The following is an 18,780-nucleotide window of genomic DNA, read 5'->3' on the forward strand; positions in this document are numbered from 1 at the left end:
TGCATGTAGACGGTCTTGATGTCATGGGGGTGGCAGCATGGCACAGTTGCCTTTGGATGTGCGCGAAAGGGTTGAGAAACTCCGCGAACTGATCGAATATCACAATTATCGCTACTACGTGCTCGATGATCCTGTCATCTCTGACGCGGAATTCGATGGTCTGATGAGGGAGCTTTCCCGGCTGGAATCTGAGCATCCCGAACTCATAACGCCCGATTCCCCTACGCAGCGTGTCGGCGGGAAGCCGGCTGAAGGATTTGCCACCGTCATTCACCGGGTCCCAATGCTAAGCCTCCAGAATGCTTACAGTTTTCAGGAGCTAAGGGAGTTTGACGCTAGGGTAAAGCGTTTCCTTGGAGTGGGACAGGTAGAATATGTTTGTGAGCTGAAAATCGATGGGCTTGCCATATCCCTCGAGTATTCAAACGGGCGTTTCGTGAAGGGGGCCACCAGAGGAGACGGGGTCACAGGCGAGGATGTGACTCATAACATCAGGACGATAAAATCCATTCCGATGCGGCTCCGCGGCGATGACGAGGCCGATCTCGATGTCCGTGGAGAAGTCTATATGATCAAGTCAGAATTTGAGAAGCTCAATGAGGAGAGAAGCAGGAGAGGGGAGGCGCTTTTCGCCAATCCCAGAAATGCTGCTGCAGGATCTCTCAGGCAGCTGGATCCAAAGATAACGGCCTCCCGCCCGCTGAATGCCTTTTTGTATGCTATCGGGTTTTCCAACAAGCGCTTTGAGACTCACATGCAGGTTTTAGCTTATTTAAAGTCTGTCGGGTTCCGCGTCAATCCGAATATCCAGATAGCCCATGATATTGAGGAAGCCATTGAATATTGCCGCAGGTGGGGTGACCAGAGGGATACTCTTGACTATGAAATAGATGGAGTCGTTATCAAGGTCAACAGTCTTCGTTACCAGGAGATGCTGGGGGCTACCGCCAAAAATCCCAGGTGGGCCGTGGCGTTCAAGTTTGAGGCCCGGCAGGCCACTACGAAGATCAAGGATATAAAAGTGCAGGTCGGGAGAACAGGAGCGCTTACCCCGCTTGCGATTTTAGAGCCAGTCAGGCTGGCGGGATCAGTCGTATCCAGGGCTACTCTTCATAATGAGGATTATGTCCGGAGCAAAGATATCAGAATCGGGGACACGGTGATTGTTCAAAAGGCGGGAGATGTGATCCCCGAGGTGGTAAAGGTGGTCGAGGACGAGCGTACCGGCCAGGAAAGACAGTTTGTCATGCCTGACAGGTGCCCGGAATGCGGGGCTGAGGTAGTGCGCCTGGAAGGAGAGGCTGTGGCCAGGTGCGTTGGTTTGAGATGTCCGGCCCAGCTCCGGGAGGGAATAGAGCACTTCGCGTCCAGGGACGCCATGGACATCGAGGGAATGGGACCGGCTTTGGTAAGCCAGCTTGTGGATAAAGGACTGGTGCATGATTTCGCGGATCTCTACAATTTGACCATTGAGGATCTCGTGGGGCTTGAGAGAATGGGCAATAAGTCGGCCCAAAATCTCCTGGCTAGTATTGAGGAAAGTAAGAAACGCGGGCTTTCGCGGGTGCTTTATGCCCTGGGCATCCGGCATGTGGGGGAGAATGTGGCCCGGGTACTGGCAGAGCATTTCCACAGCATTGAAGCCCTTATGAGCGCCAGGTACGAAGATCTCATGGCTATCCCGGAAATAGGGCCTAAGATAGCCTACAGCATCAAGAGCTTCTTCGATGAGGAGGCGAATCGCGATGTGATACAGCGTCTTATGAAGAGCGGGGTAGTCATGGGTGAAGAGGAGAAAGCTGTTTCAGAAGGGGCCTCTTCCAGACCTTTAGCCGGAAAGAAATTCGTCCTGACAGGGGCTCTAGAGCATTTTTCCAGAAAAGAAGCGGAAGATCTCATCCGCGAACTTGGCGGCGAGGTCTCTGGAAGCGTTTCCAGCAAGACAGACTATGTAGTAGTAGGCCAGGATCCCGGATCAAAGTTTGATCGCGCGCGACAGCTCGGGGTTCCCACGATTGATGAAGAAGAATTTCTGAAGATGATCAAGAGGTGAGTTCCTTGCCTATTTCTAAAAAGGATGTTGAGCATGTAGCAAATCTGGCCAGGCTTGAGTTGGACGAAGCTGAAAAAGAAGAATTCACGCGCCAGCTCGCGAGCATTCTTGAATATGCGGACAAGCTCAAGCAACTCGATACGGAAAAAGTGAACCCAACGGCTCACCCTCTCCCTGTCCGGAATGTCTTCCGGGAAGATGAAGTGAGGCCTTCTCTCCCAATTGAGGAAGTTTTGCGAAATGCACCTGAGCGGAGCGGGAATTTCTTTAAGGTGCCAAAAATCATGGAGACAGAGTCGTAGCATAGTTGGTATAGTCTCGGTCGCTGAACCAGCTGGATCAGCTGGTCATTCGACTGGTGTGGAAGGGTCGGTGAGATTATTTGGAGCTTTACTCTTACACAGCTCATGAGCTACATGACCTCCTAATTCGAAGGGAGGTCACCGCTCGTGATATAGCAGAATCGGTTTTCAAGAGAATTGATGAGGTAGATCCGTCAGTGAAGGCATATATAACGCTGACCCGGGATCTTGCATTTTCGCAGGCGGATGCTGTTGACCGAAAGATTGCGGCAGGCGAAGAGATCGCTCCGCTTGCTGGCATACCTATAGCATTGAAGGATAATCTATCCACCAGGGATATTAGAACCACATGCGCATCAAAGATCCTAGACAATTATGTCCCGCCGTATGACGCCACTGTGGTGGAAAAGGTCCGCGATAATGACATGGTTGTCATAGGCAAGACCAATATGGACGAATTCGCTATGGGTTCATCCACTGAGAATTCCGGTTTCTTTGAAACCCGTAATCCATGGGATCTTGACAGAGTGCCTGGCGGGTCGTCGGGCGGGAGCGCTGCAGCCGTGAGCGCCCGGGAAGCGATTCTGGCGCTGGGGTCTGATACCGGCGGGTCAATCCGGCAACCAGCTTCCTTTTGTGGCGTGGTCGGCCTCAAACCAACCTATGGCAGGGTATCTCGATATGGGCTAGTGGCCTTTGCCTCATCTCTGGACCAGATAGGCCCAATTACCAGGGATGTGACGGATTGCGCGCTTTTGATGAATATCATCGCAGGGCGCGACATTCGTGATTCGACGTCAGTTGATCAGCCATGTCCGGATTACACGGCATTTCTCATTCCAGACATAACCGGGTTCAAAATAGGCGTTCCAAAGGAATACTTCGGACCCGGCCTATCCCCGGATGTGAGGGATGCCATAGAAGCGGCTATGGGGAAATTTGAAGATATGGGGGCGACCCTAGTGGAGGTCACCCTCCCTCATACAGAATATGCCCTTGCTACCTATTATCTGGTGGCCACCGCTGAGGCGAGCTCCAATTTGGCCCGGTATGACGGAGTGAGATATGGCCTGAGGGTCAAGGAAGCTCCGGATTCTGTCATGATGACCAAGCGGACTCGCAAGGAAGGCTTCGGAGCCGAGGTGAAGCGGCGCATAATGCTCGGGACATATGCCCTCAGCTCCGGCTATTATGATGCCTATTATCTGAAGGCATTGAAGGTCCGGACCCTTCTCATCGAGGACTTTGATAGGGCCTTTGAATCTTGTGACGCCATAATATCCCCCACATCCCCTACCGTGGCCTTCCGCATCGGCGAGAAGATTCAGGATCCGCTGTCCATGTATCTTTCAGATGTTTATACCGTAACTGCTAATCTGGCGGCCCTACCTGCGATTTCCATCCCATGCGGATTTGCCGCAGATGGAATGCCGGTGGGATTACAGCTTTTAGGAAAGCATTTTGATGAACCTACACTATTCCGTCTTGCGTATGCTTTTGAGGCTGCAAGCGGCCTCAGGTCTCTCTCGCCGCCATTATGCGCGGTCAGATGACCTGTATAAGGGAGGTATCCTGGTTGACCATAGCTTTAGAATCCACCCTGCCTCGGGAAGTAGAGGAGAAATATGAGACTGTCATTGGACTTGAGGTCCATGTGCAGCTTTTGACGGAATCAAAGATTTTCTGCGGGTGTAGCACCAAATTTGGCGCAGATCCAAATACTCATACATGCCCGGTCTGTTTGGGACTTCCAGGAGTCTTACCCGTGGTGAATAAGAAGGCGGTGGAATTTGCCATTTTGACCGCTCTGGCGCTCAACTGTGAGGTGAGCAATTTCAGCAAATTCGACCGCAAAAATTACTTTTACCCTGATCTGCCCAAGAATTATCAGATATCACAATATGACCTTCCATTAGGGTTCAAGGGCTCCATCATCATTTCTGTAGATGGTGAACAGAAAAGGATAGGAGTGCGCAGGGTCCATCTTGAGGAAGAGGCTGGGAAATCAATCCATGAGGGGTCAGATATCATGGGATCCAGATTTTCGCTGGAGGACTACAACAGGGCCGGCATACCACTCATGGAAATTGTGAGCGAGCCTGATATTAGATCGCCTCATGAGGCATATATTTACTTGAACACCTTGCGCAATATCCTGAGATACATTGGGGTTTCGGATTGTAAGATGGAGGAGGGGTCTCTCAGGTGTGACGCCAACATCTCTATCAGGCCAGCAGGATCTCAGGTATTCGGAGCGCAAACAGAGCTCAAGAACCTCAATTCATTCAGGGCAGTGGAGAAGGGGCTTGAATACGAGAGGGTCAGGCAGATAATGGCCCTGGAACGAGGGGAAAAGGTGGTAAGGGAGACCCGGCACTGGGATGAAGGTAAGGGCGTCACAATGCCTATGCGAAGCAAGGAAGAGGCCCACGATTATCGTTATTTCCCTGATCCGGACCTGGTTCCAATGGTGATCGAACGGGAATGGGTCGAGAAGCTGAAAAGATCCATGCCGGAGCTTCCTGCAGAGAAGCGCGATCGATTCATGCGGGAATATGGGCTTCCTGAATACGATGCGGAATTCCTCACTGAATCCAGGGCTCTTGCTGATTTCTTTGAAGAATGCGCACGCAAGTATAAAGACCCCAAGGCGGTCAGTAATTGGATGATGAGCGAGCTCCTGAGGCTGTTGAATTCTGCGTCCAAATCCATAGAGGAATCTCCTGTGGGACCCGGGCATTTGCTCAGCTTACTCGAACTTATTGATAAAGGGACGATAAGTGTCAGGATCGCGAAGGAGGTTTTTGAGGAAGCCTTTAAGACTGGGAAGATGCCTACGGAGATAGTGAAGGAGCGTGGGCTCATCCAGATTTCAGACGAATCCGAGCTGTCTTCTGCCATAGATGAAGTGATCCAGGCAAATCCCGGCCCTGTGGCGGACTTTCATTCGGGCAAAGAAAAGGCCCTGATGTTTCTAGTTGGGCAGGTGATGAAGAAGACCCGTGGCCGTGCCAATCCTCAGGTGGTGAATAGGATCTTGCGCGAGAAGCTTTCTAGGTCATAGACTCCATGTCCAGAAATCGTGATTTATGGCGTGATGATGATTTGCGAAGCGATGAATCGAAAGGTATGATGCAAAACGTCCAATACTCATGATTTTACGGGCGGAATGGAGGGGACGCTGAGTGAGGAGGAGGGTAATATCAGCCCGAAGCCGGCAGCGAGTGAGGGTCTCCGGGCTCCTAGGCTGTCTCAGGCCAACCGGAGGCGCCTGGCTGACGCTTCTCTCCTGCTGGTGACCGTCATTTGGGGTTCCACGTTCCCTCTGGTAAAGAATCTTGTAGTAAGCATAGACCCGATGGTCATAATCGCCATCAGGTTTCTAATTGCTTCTATTCTGATGGCATTTGTTTTATTCAAAAAATTACGATCCATCAGCCATAGCTTATTGATGGCAGGGGCGGTCCTTGGGGGATTCCTGTTCTCCGGGTATGCTCTGCAGACCATAGGGCTCAAGTACACCACAGCATCCAAGGCCGGATTCATTACAGGACTTTCGGTGGTGATGGTGCCGTTTCTTTCTGCAATGATTCTCCACCGAACACCCGGGAAGACGTCTATAATGGGCGCTATCCTTGCTGCCATCGGACTTGGACTTATGGCCATCGAACCGGGCTCGAGGCTGACGTTACAGATAGGCGATGTGCTAGTATTTCTCTGCGCTTTGGGATTTGCCTTTCATATTGTTTTCGTGGCGCGATACGCGCCGGCGATGGATGTTCCCCTCCTGGTCCTGGTTCAGGTCACTGTGGCGGCGGTTATAGGCCTTGCCTATACGGCAATTGTTGGAGATCTTCTGCCTGTTTTCAAACCGCCGGGCTTTGGCTGGGTAGAATGGGGCTCCTTGATCTTTCTCGGGGCGTTTGCGACGGCAGGCGCGTTCTTTGTTCAGAATTCCGCGCAGAGAATCACGACGCCAACTCGCGTAGCCATCATCCTGGCGGCGGAACCCATTTTCTCTGCACTATTTGCATGGATATTCTTGGGTGAAAGTCTCGGGATCAGGGGCATATTTGGAGCGGCTTTGATCATAGTAGGGATCCTTGGCGCTGAGCTAGGTTAGCTAGTTGCCCTGTTCTATGCATTTTCAGGGGATGCATTTTACCAGGATAATTCCGCCAAGCGTAAGTCTATTGTGCGGGGAATTTCTCGAGGAGTAAAAATAGATTGGAGGGTTTCCTATGCAGGGTCAAGGTGCTATTGGCCGTGAAGTTACATGGAGGCAGGGGCTTATCTGGTTGACCCGGACTGCGGTGCTCCTGGCGTTGACGCTTGCGTTTCAGATGATGGGCCTTCCGCAGCCTGTGACAGGTCCGGTTGTGAATGCAATGCTATTATTATCATGTATCTTTGTGGGTCCTCTGGGAGGAGTTGTAGTTGGCCTCTTTACCCCATGGATTGCCTTTGTGCGGGGTATCCTCGCCCCGCCGCTTGGGCCTATGATTCCATTCATAAGCCTGGGGAACGCTGTCCTGGTGCTGGTGTTCGGTGGGATAAGATATGCTGGGAAGAAAGCTCTTTTGGCATCTATAGTGGGTGTTATAGCAGGGGCTGTGGCTAAGTTCCTCGTGCTTTCCTCCGCCGTGCGGATGGTTGTCCAAGTGCCTCCCCCTGTGGCGAAGGCGATGCAGACTCCACAGCTTGTCACAGCCCTCATAGGCGGCGCTGTCGCCCTGGCAGTCGCGCAAGGGCTTCATAAGGCGTTGCCTGGCAAGGGGCGCTAGGGACCATCCACTTATCCGCTTGATCCGACATGCAATATGGGCCCCTTCGGGGGCCCAGTATACGCAAATGAGATGGTTTTTCGTGATCAGGGAGCAAGCAGGATGCTCGCCACCAGATCCCAGATCCGGGGATCTTCCTGCCCAAGCTCCCAGATCGCTGTCCCCCTCACGCCATTTTGCCTGATCAGCCTAAACTTCCATTCAGCAGCCTCGGGGCACTGGAACCAGACCACATGCCACCGGCCTCCGGGGACATCCGGAGAACGGTAGGCAAGGGTACATTCCCTTATTCCTGGCGCAAAGGTGAGATGCACATGGTAGGTCTCCATAATACGCAGTAGATCAGTATATGTCACCGTGGTGGCAGTTTCAACAGGGCCTACTGGCCAGTCATATCCGTATACTCCGGTAGTTATGAAGATTTTATTCAGCGGTACCTGGGATAGAGTAAACTCCTTGACTCGCACATACCAGTCATAGGATGCAAGTGGCCCAGGAGGGCCTGTTGCCGAGTGTTCTTCATATGCCATGATCACAAGCCAGTCTACATGGCGGGAAAGAGCGCGATAATCGAAACCTCCTGACCAGGGATGCGCCGGGTTCTCCTCTGTCTTGCCCGGAACAGCCTGGGTTATCATCAACCCATGGGTTCTTGCCGCAACGCTCAGATCCCTGATGAAATCAGTAAGTGGTTGACGATCTCTCGGGTCCACATTCTCTAGATCGATGTGGGGACCGTCAAGCCCGTACCTTTGAATACTGGCAATGATATTCGAGATAGCATTCCTTCTAGCTGCCGGATCCGTAAGTATCGAATGTGCAATCTCCCTGACAAATCTAGTTTCAACGAAGTTGTGTATGGTTCCTTGAACACTGAGCCCGTGTTGTCTTGCGAAATTCAATGCATCGATATCAACGCTCTCCTGTATGGAACCATCCTCACGAATGAGAAACCACCATCCATAGATCCCCATCATGAGGCCATAGTACCTCTGCAAGGATGGCATAGACTCCTCGCCAAAATAACCCCAGACTTCAGCCTCTGGCGACCTCCAAGCATCCTGTGGCATCTTCAGCGACACGATGTGAACCGCCCTTCCAGGACAATCGGGCCCCGAATGACCAGGGGGTGTCCTGGCGCTTCAGGGCTCACCCTCAGAAAATCGGTAGTCTCCAGCCCGGCTATGTCCTTGTGATTTACCCAGAATTGAGGATTCTGGGCAGGCATGAGATCGATGAAATTCCTCACTGTCCCATCTCGGCGAACGATCCATGCAGCATAGATTGAAAAGTTGCTCCCGAAAGAAGATGGAGCTGGCATAGACATGGTGGCTACATATATATGACTTGTTTCAGCTGGATGCGCCAGCACTACCCCAGGGTCCGGGACCCGCCCCTCTCTAGGGTATATGACGAAACAGCACCAGCCAGGCGGGACAGGCGCGGCCGGCGGAATCGCTGACACGCCCGGAGCTGGCATAGCCGACGGCGCGACGGCCCGCGGGATCCTGATCACCTGGCCTACATATATGAGATTAGGATCTGTGATCTCTGGATTTGCCGCAAGGATATCCTCGACCGTCACCCCAAAGCGCTGTGCAATGCTTGCAAGGGTATCACCGGGCCCGACTTCCCATTCAACATATGAGACCATAAGAGATCCCCCCTATATTCAAAGTAAACAGGACATGGTCGCCACAGGATAGAATATTCAGCCAGCTCCGGCAAGTTTCCGCATATTCGTATATTCATGGATTTGGCAGTTTCCATTCGCATCTTTGAAGGAGACGAGGGATTTTCATAGAAAAACAATTTCTAGCGGCGACCGTTCTAAATTTTCGGAGGTCTATATGGGGAATCTTGGAGCTTTAATTGAGGAAAGTGGACTTGCCAGGCTGGCTCGCTCATTCTGTGAAGCGACCGGACTCAGAGCTGTTGTCATCGATGCGCATGGCGCGCCCGTATTGAGCCCACATGATTGGGAAAACTGCGCCTTGTGCCACCTCGTGCGCTCATCCGAAGAGGGGAGGGAAAGGTGCGATAGTTGCTATGCCAGAGCCGGGGAACAAGCAGCTCAGCTCGGGGACCTCTATATCTTCCGCTGTCACGCTGGACTGGTCAATTGGGCCGCGCCAATAATGATCGGATCCGACCTCTTGGGATCTGTCGTATGCGGGCAGGTAGTGATGTGGGATTTGGATGAGATCTTCATAAACGAGGTCATACAGCGGACTAAGGATCTTGGATGTGATCCTGGCCAAGTCAGAGATGCCTTGAAGGAAATAGAAATGCTTTCGGCCAAAAAGGTGCAGGCCGCAGCTGAATTGCTCTATGCCGTCACGACATCGGTGGTTCAATCAGCGGACCTCGTTCAAAAGCAGCGCCGTGAGATTGCCATGCAGCAGGCTCGTCTTGGCGAGGAAATCCAGGCGAGAAAACGTTTGGAATTTCAATTGATGACCCAAAAGGGCGGGGCTTTCTTTTCACGTCAGAAAGAGCAAGAGCTCATAAGGCATGTGCGCGCCGGGGATAGGACACAGGCTAAATCCATCCTGAACTATTTATTGGCGGATATCTTCCTCTATGGCTCGACGCGCATCGAGATCATCAAGGCGCGACTTCTGGAATTATCCGTTATGCTATCCAGGGCGGCGGTAGAAGCTGGCGCAAGCCTGGATCGGGTATTGGGCCTCAATTACCAGCATGTCTGCGAGCTTTCACTCATTGATGACTTCGGCGACCTGTGCCACTGGATAGTGCAGCTTCTGGACAAATTCATGGATAGTGTATATGAAGTCGGCCATGCCAGCAACTCTGGTCCAGTTATGAAGGCGATTCAATATATGAAAGAGAACCTGTCTTCGCGGCTTACTATAGAAGATGTCGCAGGGGCAGTGAATATCAGTCCTTCCTACCTGAGCCATTTATTCAAGGAAGAGATGGGCTGCAGCATCATGGATTACCTGACGCAGCTCCGCCTGGAGGAAGCCAAGAGGCTTCTTCTAGATCCCTGCTTCAATGTGGCCTCGGTATCGGAGATGGTTGGGTATAGTGATCCTGCGAATTTTAGTAAGGCATTCAAGAAGGCCGAGGGAATCACCCCTAGCATCTATAAGCGGAGAGCGATAGGATAGATAGAAGGAGTGGGAGGGGAGGCACGAAGCAGGTTCGGCGAGTCACGACAAGTTGGGGATATTTAAATGAGTGGGGGTAGATGAAGTCTGCAGCCGGAGTATGCTGTTGTAATCTGCGATTTGCGTAATTCGAGGCGCATTGCAGACAGGCAGGTTGTGCAGGAACAGGCCAAGTCTGCGCTAGCGCATATAAATGCGGAGTTTTCTCCATTTATTGTTTCAGGCTTCAGTTTTACCTTGGGAGACGAATGGCAGGGTTTGCTGAAGGATCTTTCCCTCTCATATGAAATCCTCTGGGAATTGAGGCGCCATTTTGTCGCAGGGGAGTTTCATGCGGGGATCGGGTATGGGGAAATCACCACTTCCATTGGCCCGATTCATGAGATGGATGGGCCTGCCTTCTATAGGGCGCGTGACGCTATAAATGAGTCTAAGGCATCCGGCTATGGAGTGGTGATGAGAAGCGGCAGGGCTGAGCTTGACGAAATAGTAAATCCCATAATTCGGCTCATGGAGAGTTCCCGGGACAGAATGACGGCCCGGCAGCAAGACGTGATAAGGATCTATGAGGAAACGAAGAGCATGGCGGCTGCCGCCGCGCGGATTGGTGTAAGTAAACAGTCTGTAAGCAAGATACTCAGGGCGGCACGGTGGAATGAAATTGTTGAGGCGCGAAAGGCCATAGGCCGGCTGATAAAGTTCTTTATTGATTGCGATCTCGAAAGAAGATGTTTCGTCAACCATTAGGAGTTGATGATCGGGGTGTCGCCTCTTAAAGGCTTACCTCTAGGGGGCGGGGATATCCGGGGATGGACGAATCTACTTTGAGGAAGCTGGGTTTGCTCCATGGAAGGATCGGCCTGTCTTAGGGGAGATATGTCTTTCCTGGGGAGAGGCGTATCTATTTCGGCGGCAAAGGTGTGCTTTAGTCGAGGTGTTTGAGTCATGGAAACCCTATATCTCCTTCTCCTCGCTCATGTTCTGGGAGATTTTCCGTTCCAGACCGAAACAATATCCTCCGCCAAATGTCAGGGGAGGCCCGCAGGGTATCTTTCCCACTTCATCATCTTGGTTTCCGTTTCCCTCTTGCTTACGCTGGCGCGCCTTTCGGCCCGGACGCTATTGGCGATTTTCGCCATTTCGGTTGTTCATATAGCGATAGACGCCATCAAAAACATAGGCGTCGAGAACAGGAAGGCCGACAAGGAGCTTCTATTTTTCATTTTGGACCAGGCATTACATATAATGGTCATAGTCATAGGGACCCTATATCTGGCATCCCGGTCACCTGCGCGTGAAGTCTTTTCAGGATGGTTCTATCATGGCCGCCTCATGCTTCCCGCCGGGCGCCAGGATACCTTGATCTTATCCCTCACGGTATACGCATATTCTATATTCGGGGGCGCCGTGCTGGTGCGAAAGGTGCTGGATCTAGACTGGGCAAGGCTGCCGCGTGAGGACGCCTCTTCAGAGCGACACATTGAGGCAGGCAAGTTCATTGGAATGGTGGAACGGGCGATAATCACCTTGTTTGTTGCAGATAATGCCTATGGCGCGGTAGGTTTTGTATTGGCCGCGAAATCAATTGCCCGTTTCAGGGAGCTTGAAAATCGAGACTTTGCAGAGTATTATTTGGTGGGAACCTTGACTAGCTCAGCTATAGCCGTGGGCGCAGGTTTTCTCCTGAAGGCGATCCAGGCGCTATCATCTTTACCATAGAACCGATGCCCGGGAGGGTGAGATAGATGCCGGCAAATCTGACACCGCAGTATCTCGCGGCAGAGCAGGCCTTTAAGCAGGCAAAGACCGTGGAAGAGAAGATTGCGGCGCTAGAGGAAATGCTGGCTGTCATTCCGAAACATAAGGGGACCGAGAAGCTCCAGGCTGATATAAAGACGCGGCTTTCCAGGTTGAGGAGTGAAGCGGAAAGGCGCCCCAGGGGTGCAAGGCAGGATCCGTTCCTGATTCCTAAAGAGGGCGCCGGCCAGGTGGTGCTCATCGGATTTCCCAACTCAGGCAAGTCCTCTATAGTCGGAACTCTGACCCGGGCGAAGGTGACAATCGCCGATTATCCGTTTTCCACGTCTCTGCCAGTTGCTGGAATGATGCCGTATGAAGATATAATGATTCAACTGGTAGATATGCCGCCTATTACTTCAGATGGCGCCATGCCGGGTCAGGCCGGTGCCATGAGAAATTCAGACGCGATGCTGATTGTGCTGGACGCGAGCTCTGATGACTGCGTCGACCAGATGGAAGGTTGTCTGGGCTTCATGCGCGAAAGGCGGATCCTCATGGAGGAAAGGATCGAGGGAGTAAGAGGAATAACGCCGGACCAATGTCTCATCGCCGTGACAAAGGTGGATTTGCCGCGAGAATTCTCATTGGATGAACGTCTGGACATATCTTTCTCAAGCCCGGCGCTGGACAATTTCAGGATACTGGAGGAACTCGGTCCGAGAAACATAAAGATGATCCCTGTTTCGTGCAAGACGGGGTTTAATATCGAGCTATTGAGAACATGGATATTCCGGGTCCTTGGTATAATCCGCATATATAGCAAAATCCCCGGCAAGGAACCGGATATGGACGCGCCGTTCATATTGAAAGATGGTGCCACTGTAATCGATATGGCGGCAGCCGTTCATCGGGATTTTCCACAGCGTCTCAAACATGCAAGGATCTGGGGCTCAGCAAGGTTCCCCGGCCAATCTGTTCCACGAGATTATGTACTCAAAGATAAAGATATTGTTGAGCTGCATCTGGCCTAGCCAGATCTCCGTCCTGGCATAGGCGGAGTTGCCCGGCTCGGAGGGAAGCACCAATGGGATCTGACAGAAAAAAGGTTATTGGCTGGACCTGTACATATATCCCAGAGGAAGTCATAATGGCAGCAGGGGGGCATCCTCGCAGGATGATGGGGACTCAGGCCCCTGTAAGAGAAGCGGACCGGTACCTGCCTTCTAACATATGCCCGTATGTCAGGAGTATCGTCGATCAGGGGTTTCGTGAAAGGGTAGATGGAATCGTTGTGGCATCATCCTGTAATGCCGCCGCCCATCTTTTCGATGCCTGGCGCCAGGCATTTCCAGATAGTTTCTGCCATATTATGGGGATTCCGCGTGCATATACGAAAAATGCGCTTAACTATTATGCAGCAGAGATTCGCAGGTTGATAGAATCTTTGCAGGGCTATACTGGTGAGAATATCTCCCGGGACCGGCTGTGGAGCGCAATACGCGAGGCGCAGGAAGTCAAAGACTTTCTAAATAGAGTGTACAAGCAGATGGGCCAATCTCATCTCGCTGACGCCGCGCAGGAATTTGCGTCGACCCCGGGAAGGTTTTATGGCCTTGTGAGGATGGTCTTATCAGGGGAAAGAGACGAGGCCCTGAGACGTCTTGCTGGCATGATTCGAGGTTATGGTAGATATATTGACGACGATACAGGAGTCGGCGGATTTGGGGGCAGGTCGTTCTATAAGGCGGACGGGCCCTCCGGATTCGGCCATCCCAGGGTGTACTTGATGGGCAGTCCCTGTGCAGACTCTATCATTGATACCATCGAAGAACTAGGAGCCATCATTGCCGGCGACGATCTTTGTTTCGGGAGCCGGTATTTCCAGACGGGGGTGGAGTGCGTCACACTGGAAACCGAAGAAGATCCGGTTTCCTATCTTGCTAAAATATATCTTTCCAAACCCCCTTGCGCCCGGATGCTGCATAGAGAGGGCCGAATCAGAGAGATCCTCTCGCATCTGCGAGAGATAAAGGCGGATGGAGTCATATTTCATTCCCTCAAATTCTGCGACCCATACCTGTATGAATATCCCATTCTACGCCGGAGTCTGGAGGACCAGGGGATTCCTGTCTTGCTGCTGGAAGGCGATTATACAAGGGGCGGGGTGGAGCAAGCGAGGACGCGGATAGGAGCATTCATGGAAATGTTGCAAGCGCAGCAAAGCGCGGCCCCGGTCAGGGGTTGAATGGAGGTCAATTGAATTGGCTGGTCCGCCACTTGATGATTTTGGTTTTCATCTGTCCAGGAGTGTTCTCAGGCACGCGTTGGGGGCAAAGACCATATACGCTTTAGGTCGCGGCATTTTAGCCATGAGGAGGCGCGCATTTTCCCTCAGAGCTACCTCAAAGGTGGCGGAATTTGCCCTTAAAGAGACCGCCAGGGCTTTCGATGCCAAGAATCATGTTATCTGGTCCAGCGCATTTGCCCCTGTGGAGATCTTGCGAAGCCTTGGGCTTACAATCTTCTCCCCTGAGGCGGCATCTGCGGTTTTCTCTGCCTTTGGTCTGGCAGAGAAGATGCTCGAAACTGCCGAGGAGAGTTTTCATTCAAGAGATACGTGCACTTTTCATCGAGTTGCCATGGGAGCCCTTCTTGAGGGGCTTTACCCGCAACCAGATGGCCTTGTGGCCTCTTCCCATCTTTGTGACGGGTGTCCCGGCTTGTTTCGCAATGTATATCTCGAATCCCTTTTTGGCAAAGGTTCAAATACAAATACCCAGCCTTTGCCGGATCAAAATCGAAAGCCGCCATACTACATCATCGATGTGCCATGGGGGAGGCTGGATGACGAGGCTGTAAGATACACGGCCCGCCAGCTCGAGGATATGTTTTATGGCCTGGCTTCATGTTTTGGTCTGTCCCCTGATCTCGACGAATTGAAGCAGGCAATCCGCCTGTCCAATGAGGCCCGGACATGGGCAATCCGCGCAAATGAGTTGAAGCGGCTCAGGCCCTGTCCCGTGACCGCTCGCGAAGTGGCGGATTATGTATATGTGATGTTCACAGGCTTCGGATCTCGAGATGCAGCCGAGATCTACAGGACCCTGTATGATGAAGCCCGGGAACGTGTTAAGGATGGCGGGTCTGGTCCCAATCCTTTGAGCGAAAGATACAGAATTCTGTGGCTGCATCTACGGCCCTTCTATGCCGGGCATCTGTGGGGATATTTGGAGGACAAGCTGGGCGTCAAGATTGTATTTGATGAATTCAGCCATATCTACTGGGACGAATTGGATCCAGATTATCCTTTCGAGAGTCTCGCCCGAAAGGCCCTTTCTCATCCGGGCCACGGGCCTATCGAAAGGCGCGTGAAGACGGTGTTGCGGCTGGTTGAGGATTACCAGGTAGACGGAGTTATTCATTTTTCCCACTGGGGCTGTCGCCAGTCCGCCGGCGGGGCCGTTATGATAAAGGATTACCTGAAAAAGCATGGGATTCCTGTCCTCATTCTTGATGGTGACTGTATAGATCGCAGGAACTATGCGGAAGGTCAGACCATTACCAGGCTGGAAGGATTCATCGAAATGCTGGGGTAGATCGCCTGTCTGGCAGCGAATGTGTCATAAACGCCGCGGCTGCGGTCAATGTCGCGACTCGCCGCCGGTAGAAAGGAGATGAGTATTTATGGCGGTTCCCATAACCGCTGGAATAGATATTGGTTCATTATCAACAGAAGTCGTAATCCTTCAGGGGGATAAGGTTCTCTCATATTCTATCCAGCCAACCGGGGCAAATGGCTATAGGGCCGCAGAAACCGCCATGGATATTGCGCTCGAGAAGGCTGGACTTTCCCTGGGAGATATTGCAGGTTGCGTTGCTACTGGTTATGGCAGGATCAACGCGCCCTATACTGATAAGAGAGTCACGGAGATCACCTGTCATGCCCGTGGAGCGCACTTCCTCTTCCCGGAAACCCGTACCATCATTGATATCGGAGGGCAGGACAGCAAGGTAATTCAGGTAAACAAGGCAGGCAAGGTCGTTGACTTTGTCATGAATGACAAGTGCGCTGCCGGCACCGGACGATTCCTGGAGGTTATGGCCAGAGCGCTGGAGGTCGACCTGGAGGATATGGGGCCATTGGGCGAGAGATCCCGGAAGAAACTCGTCATTAGCAGCATGTGCACAGTATTTGCGGAATCCGAAGTGGTATCGCTCATTGCCCGTGGTGAGGCAAAACACGATATCATACGCGCTATACACGATGCAGTCGCGGAGCGCGTATATGGCCAGGTGGAGCGAATCGGAAACATTGCTCCGATCACGATGACAGGAGGAGTCGCCAAGAATATCGGCGTAGTCAATAGTCTAAACAGGCTTCTCGGCGTCAGGATGAATTTGCCAGAGGAACCTCAAATCATAGGGGCCCTCGGCGCCGCTCTAATAGCTGCCGGAATCTGAGGAACCTGTTGACTGTTAAATGATCATATATTGCTCGCCTCGTGTCCTCAGGGCCGAATAGCTCCATCACCTCCTGAGCATGCTACGTTTTAGGGCATAGCTACGGAGGTGATGAGATGAGCCGTCGTGATATTGAGTATCCGGAGAATACGCCGGATATGCCGGACAATGCTGAGGAATCCATAAAATGCCCCCAGTGCGGAAATTTGGTCGGGATCACGGAATTTCAAGCACAGCAGGCAGTTACATGTCCCATTTGCGGGACGACCACCAATCTGAGGTTGCATAAGAAATTTGGAGGATCAAACGAGGAATACTGACCGTCATTTCAAGGCCGCTCCATAGGATATGAGGAAGTCCCCCGCAATGCCGCGGGGGACTCGATATTTGTATCTTACCGCGCCCGGCGCGCTGAATTCAATATCCCAACAATATGCCGGACTCAGACATTGTTGTCTTTTCGTGAGGTTATCAATTGAAGCATGGCTCTAGCCACAACCTCTGGGCCCTCTGTTTCATATCCGGGGATTCCGAGGCGTGTGCGAATCTGGCCGACAAAGACCTGGCTCGAGAAGGCAGCTTCAAAATGCCTGGATGCCAGTTCCTCATGGAGCTCCCGGTACTGCGGCGGTCCGAAGATGTTGGCAAAGTAACTATGGACAAGCCCTGTCGCGGTTGTGGTTCCCTTCGCCATGGCAGTCCCTTCCCTGAAGACTCGCATTGCCTCATTCAGATCAACAAAACGTTCTACAACAGGATGAAGCTCGTCGACTTCCTCATAATTATTGGCATAGAGTAAGTAATCTACCCTATAGCCATGGAGCACCTCATCCAGAGTGGTCACAGGAATGACCACTCGCGCGTTCACTTTCTGCGGGCTCATGATTATCGCCCGGTCTATCTGCCCGAAGGCATATCCAGGACTCAAGTCATCGAGCCGTACGAATGCGCCTATTTCGGTGCCATAGCCCCTGAGGCGTCCATCTTCATCGACTTCCAATGACCCCATATCATCAGCGATTATCCGCAGCAGGCGTATTTGATCCTCTCCCAGTACACGAAAGGCCTCCAGAGTCTCGGATTTTCCGGTTGCTGTATCACCGATGATAACGATGTTTGCCTCGGCTCCACTTTTGAGGCATATCCGAGTCATTGCCCCGTGAAATGGCATCCTCTTCAGCTTTTTCATGACATATATATTGTGCAGCGTCAGGATCATTTTCTTCAAATAACCAAAATATCCATATTTGTCTTCACAGGGCACTGCAGCGACAAGCTGAGAAGCGTTTCCGTCCTCATAGAATACCGTTGGAAGCTCGCCGAATCTTCTCATTGCTTCAGGAGGCGCGCCGAAGAGATAGATTGCATCAGGTCCCCGAGCGATCTGCTCATCAGATGCCAACTCAAACAAGTTGGCGAGGGAACACCCCAGCCCCATGAATTGGCGATGGAAATAGACGAAGACTATGACCGGCCCCACCTGGGCAGGGTAACATAGCCATTCATCTGACTCAAGTTTGATGTCGTCGAGGGGATTCTCGGCGACCTTTTTAAACTGGCCCGTCCGTTTGTTCATTGGCGGGTCAATGATCAGCGGCGGATCGATCAAGACCTGCCTTATGAATGGTATATGGCGCAGAACTTCATAGCAGCCTCCAGGACATGGCCATTTCTTGGGCGCGGCGATCAGGCCGACCTGCGCCCCTGCCGCAACCTGGCGGTAGATCCTCGGATGATCTCCAGTTATGTTTTCCTGGATATCCCGGTATGCTGCTCTCACCAGGTCGGTCAGGAGCCCAATCGTGTCGTTGAATGTACGGTATGGCCTGGAATCCAGCCTCCTCCCGCCGATTTCTGAATAGCACACAAGAAAACGGTCAAAACGTCTCCAGTAATTGTAGAGCTCCTCCACGAATTCGTTGAGCAGCTTCGGCTTCTTCAGAAGGGGCGCAGCTTCCGGGACCAGCCGGACGGCTTGATCTAGTGGGAGCTGGCCGAGGGCACGCAGCAGGGAGATGATGGATCTTTCACTGTTCGCGCCCGGCGCTGGAAGGACGTCGGAGCCATTCGGTTCCTGTTCGACATCTCTTAGGACATCTAGGAAAGGAGAATCCTTTTCCCTGAGTTCTTCTACGAAGTTGTGAACTATAGAAGAAAAAAGATTGCTATTGAGGAGTTCCTTCGTATTACTGCATATCTCTCCATCGTTCTTCAATATAATCTGGCGCGGCGACCAGACGATTTGCGTAAGCGACAAGACTCTCAACCCCTTCGCATAGGCACCTGGGTTCATTTGTTTTCATCTA

17 protein-coding genes are annotated in these 18,780 nt (G+C 52.1%); 14 read left to right on the forward strand and 3 right to left on the reverse strand.

Annotated features, from left to right (window positions below; translation table 11 throughout):
• The first annotated feature begins 52 nt into the window (after positions 1-52).
• The 6 genes from ligA to HPY52_11290 all read left to right on the forward strand — a co-directional run bounded on the left by ligA (position 53) and on the right by HPY52_11290 (position 7,139).
• The gene (gene ligA, locus HPY52_11265; protein ID NPV80837.1) at positions 53-2,053 is read left to right on the forward strand and encodes an NAD-dependent DNA ligase LigA; all 2,001 of its coding nucleotides are present in this window, start codon (positions 53-55) and stop codon (positions 2,051-2,053) included.
• Positions 2,054-2,058: 5 nt separating this feature from the next.
• Entirely contained in the window at positions 2,059-2,355 is a 297-nt protein-coding gene (gatC, locus tag HPY52_11270) for an Asp-tRNA(Asn)/Glu-tRNA(Gln) amidotransferase subunit GatC (protein NPV80838.1), read from the forward strand.
• A gap of 80 nt (positions 2,356-2,435) precedes the next feature.
• Positions 2,436-3,908, forward strand: coding sequence for an Asp-tRNA(Asn)/Glu-tRNA(Gln) amidotransferase subunit GatA (gene gatA / locus HPY52_11275; GenBank protein NPV80839.1), 1,473 nt, complete (start codon positions 2,436-2,438; stop codon positions 3,906-3,908).
• Positions 3,905-5,419, forward strand: a complete 1,515-nt coding sequence (gatB, locus tag HPY52_11280; GenBank protein NPV80840.1) for an Asp-tRNA(Asn)/Glu-tRNA(Gln) amidotransferase subunit GatB — start codon at positions 3,905-3,907, stop codon at positions 5,417-5,419. Before gatA ends, gatB begins: the two co-directional genes overlap by 4 nt.
• Positions 5,420-5,524: 105 nt before the next feature.
• Positions 5,525-6,478, forward strand: a complete 954-nt coding sequence (locus HPY52_11285; GenBank protein NPV80841.1) for a DMT family transporter — start codon at positions 5,525-5,527, stop codon at positions 6,476-6,478.
• A 118-nt stretch (positions 6,479-6,596) separates the two neighbouring features.
• Positions 6,597-7,139, forward strand: a complete 543-nt coding sequence (locus tag HPY52_11290; protein NPV80842.1) for an ECF transporter S component — start codon at positions 6,597-6,599, stop codon at positions 7,137-7,139.
• 86 nt (positions 7,140-7,225) lie between these two features.
• Here HPY52_11290 and HPY52_11295 read toward each other — a convergent pair whose 3' ends face one another.
• Positions 7,226-8,221 carry a hypothetical protein gene (locus HPY52_11295; protein NPV80843.1) on the reverse strand — a complete coding sequence of 332 codons (996 nt, stop codon included), beginning with the start codon at positions 8,219-8,221 and terminating at the stop codon, positions 7,226-7,228.
• Positions 8,212-8,793, reverse strand: a complete 582-nt coding sequence (locus HPY52_11300; protein ID NPV80844.1) for a LysM peptidoglycan-binding domain-containing protein — start codon at positions 8,791-8,793, stop codon at positions 8,212-8,214. Before HPY52_11300 ends, HPY52_11295 begins: the two co-directional genes overlap by 10 nt.
• Before the next feature lie 196 nt (positions 8,794-8,989).
• Between HPY52_11300 and HPY52_11305 the strand changes: the two genes are divergently transcribed.
• From HPY52_11305 to HPY52_11340, 8 genes are all read left to right on the forward strand, one after another.
• Positions 8,990-10,273: a helix-turn-helix domain-containing protein gene (locus HPY52_11305; protein ID NPV80845.1), complete on the forward strand. Its 1,284-nt coding sequence runs from the start codon at positions 8,990-8,992 to the stop codon at positions 10,271-10,273.
• Between the two features lie 120 nt (positions 10,274-10,393).
• Complete coding sequence (locus HPY52_11310) at positions 10,394-11,020, forward strand: hypothetical protein (protein NPV80846.1); 627 nt, start codon at positions 10,394-10,396, stop codon at positions 11,018-11,020.
• A 198-nt stretch (positions 11,021-11,218) separates the two neighbouring features.
• A complete protein-coding gene (locus HPY52_11315) occupies positions 11,219-11,992 on the forward strand; it encodes a DUF3307 domain-containing protein (GenBank protein ID NPV80847.1) in 774 nt (257 codons plus the stop codon).
• A 26-nt stretch (positions 11,993-12,018) separates the two neighbouring features.
• Entirely contained in the window at positions 12,019-13,044 is a 1,026-nt protein-coding gene (locus HPY52_11320; GenBank protein ID NPV80848.1) for a TGS domain-containing protein, read from the forward strand.
• A 53-nt stretch (positions 13,045-13,097) separates the two neighbouring features.
• Positions 13,098-14,258, forward strand: a complete 1,161-nt coding sequence (locus HPY52_11325; GenBank protein NPV80849.1) for a 2-hydroxyacyl-CoA dehydratase — start codon at positions 13,098-13,100, stop codon at positions 14,256-14,258.
• A gap of 16 nt (positions 14,259-14,274) precedes the next feature.
• Positions 14,275-15,609: a 2-hydroxyacyl-CoA dehydratase gene (locus HPY52_11330; protein NPV80850.1), complete on the forward strand. Its 1,335-nt coding sequence runs from the start codon at positions 14,275-14,277 to the stop codon at positions 15,607-15,609.
• An 88-nt stretch (positions 15,610-15,697) separates the two neighbouring features.
• Positions 15,698-16,474 carry a 2-hydroxyglutaryl-CoA dehydratase gene (locus HPY52_11335; protein NPV80851.1) on the forward strand — a complete coding sequence of 259 codons (777 nt, stop codon included), beginning with the start codon at positions 15,698-15,700 and terminating at the stop codon, positions 16,472-16,474.
• Between the two features lie 116 nt (positions 16,475-16,590).
• Entirely contained in the window at positions 16,591-16,794 is a 204-nt protein-coding gene (locus HPY52_11340) for a hypothetical protein (GenBank protein NPV80852.1), read from the forward strand.
• 122 nt (positions 16,795-16,916) lie between these two features.
• On the opposite strand, the gene HPY52_11345 is transcribed toward HPY52_11340, so the two are convergent.
• Positions 16,917-18,767 carry a phosphoenolpyruvate carboxykinase gene (locus HPY52_11345; GenBank protein NPV80853.1) on the reverse strand — a complete coding sequence of 617 codons (1,851 nt, stop codon included), beginning with the start codon at positions 18,765-18,767 and terminating at the stop codon, positions 16,917-16,919.
• Positions 18,768-18,780 lie beyond the last annotated feature (13 nt).

This window comes from Bacillota bacterium (genome assembly GCA_013178415.1).
Taxonomy (GTDB): domain Bacteria; phylum Bacillota; class SHA-98; order Ch115; family Ch115; genus Ch115.